The organism is Escherichia sp. KCJ4928 (genome assembly GCF_004352695.1).
Classification (GTDB): Bacteria; Pseudomonadota; Gammaproteobacteria; order Enterobacterales; family Enterobacteriaceae; genus ECMA0423.
Window position 1 is genome coordinate 1 of record NZ_SJWV01000337.1, and the last position, 2,286, is coordinate 2,286.

Below are 2,286 nucleotides of genomic sequence, written 5' to 3' on the forward strand. Positions count from 1 at the left end.
TTTGCTCTTTAAAAATCTGGATCAAGCTGAAAATTGAAACACTGAACAACGAAAGTTGTTCGTGAGTCTCTCAAATTTTCGCAACACGATGATGAATCGCAAGAAACATCTTCGGGTTGTGAGGTTAAGCGACTAAGCGTACACGGTGGATGCCCTGGCAGTCAGAGGCGATGAAGGACGTGCTAATCTGCGATAAGCGTCGGTAAGGTGATATGAACCGTTATAACCGGCGATTTCCGAATGGGGAAACCCAGTGTGATTCGTCACACTATCATTAACTGAATCCATAGGTTAATGAGGCGAACCGGGGGAACTGAAACATCTAAGTACCCCGAGGAAAAGAAATCAACCGAGATTCCCCCAGTAGCGGCGAGCGAACGGGGAGCAGCCCAGAGCCTGAATCAGTGTGTGTGTTAGTGGAAGCGTCTGGAAAGGCGCGCGATACAGGGTGACAGCCCCGTACACAAAAATGCACATGCTGTGAGCTCGATGAGTAGGGCGGGACACGTGGTATCCTGTCTGAATATGGGGGGACCATCCTCCAAGGCTAAATACTCCTGACTGACCGATAGTGAACCAGTACCGTGAGGGAAAGGCGAAAAGAACCCCGGCGAGGGGAGTGAAAAAGAACCTGAAACCGTGTACGTACAAGCAGTGGGAGCACAGAGCAATCTGTGTGACTGCGTACCTTTTGTATAATGGGTCAGCGACTTATATTCTGTAGCAAGGTTAACCGAATAGGGGAGCCGAAGGGAAACCGAGTCTTAACTGGGCGTTAAGTTGCAGGGTATAGACCCGAAACCCGGTGATCTAGCCATGGGCAGGTTGAAGGTTGGGTAACACTAACTGGAGGACCGAACCGACTAATGTTGAAAAATTAGCGGATGACTTGTGGCTGGGGGTGAAAGGCCAATCAAACCGGGAGATAGCTGGTTCTCCCCGAAAGCTATTTAGGTAGCGCCTCGTGAATTCATCTCCGGGGGTAGAGCACTGTTTCGGCAAGGGGGTCATCCCGACTTACCAACCCGATGCAAACTGCGAATACCGGAGAATGTTATCACGGGAGACACACGGCGGGTGCTAACGTCCGTCGTGAAGAGGGAAACAACCCAGACCGCCAGCTAAGGTCCCAAAGTCATGGTTAAGTGGGAAACGATGTGGGAAGGCCCAGACAGCCAGGATGTTGGCTTAGAAGCAGCCATCATTTAAAGAAAGCGTAATAGCTCACTGGTCGAGTCGGCCTGCGCGGAAGATGTAACGGGGCTAAACCATGCACCGAAGCTGCGGCAGCGACGCTTATGCGTTGTTGGGTAGGGGAGCGTTCTGTAAGCCTGTGAAGGTGTACTGTGAGGTATGCTGGAGGTATCAGAAGTGCGAATGCTGACATAAGTAACGATAAAGCGGGTGAAAAGCCCGCTCGCCGGAAGACCAAGGGTTCCTGTCCAACGTTAATCGGGGCAGGGTGAGTCGACCCCTAAGGCGAGGCCGAAAGGCGTAGTCGATGGGAAACAGGTTAATATTCCTGTACTTGGTGTTACTGCGAAGGGGGGACGGAGAAGGCTATGTTGGCCGGGCGACGGTTGTCCCGGTTTAAGCGTGTAGGCTGGTTTTCCAGGCAAATCCGGAAAATCAAGGCTGAGGCGTGATGACGAGGCACTACGGTGCTGAAGCAACAAATGCCCTGCTTCCAGGAAAAGCCTCTAAGCATCAGGTAACATCAAATCGTACCCCAAACCGACACAGGTGGTCAGGTAGAGAATACCAAGGCGCTTGAGAGAACTCGGGTGAAGGAACTAGGCAAAATGGTGCCGTAACTTCGGGAGAAGGCACGCTGATATGTAGGTGAAGCGACTTGCTCGTGGAGCTGAAATCAGTCGAAGATACCAGCTGGCTGCAACTGTTTATTAAAAACACAGCACTGTGCAAACACGAAAGTGGACGTATACGGTGTGACGCCTGCCCGGTGCCGGAAGGTTAATTGATGGGGTCAGCGCAAGCGAAGCTCTTGATCGAAGCCCCGGTAAACGGCGGCCGTAACTATAACGGTCCTAAGGTAGCGAAATTCCTTGTCGGGTAAGTTCCGACCTGCACGAATGGCGTAATGATGGCCAGGCTGTCTCCACCCGAGACTCAGTGAAATTGAACTCGCTGTGAAGATGCAGTGTACCCGCGGCAAGACGGAAAGACCCCGTGAACCTTTACTATAGCTTGACACTGAACATTGAGCCTTGATGTGTAGGATAGGTGGGAGGCTTTGAAGTGTGGACGCCAGTCTGCATGGAGCCG

Annotated in this window: 1 rRNA gene; it reads left to right on the top strand. The window is 52.0% G+C overall.

The annotated features are described in order from the left end of the window. Positions 1-122 precede the first annotated feature (122 nt). A 23S ribosomal RNA gene (locus E0D98_RS23430) occupies positions 123-2,286 on the top strand; the annotation flags it as partial.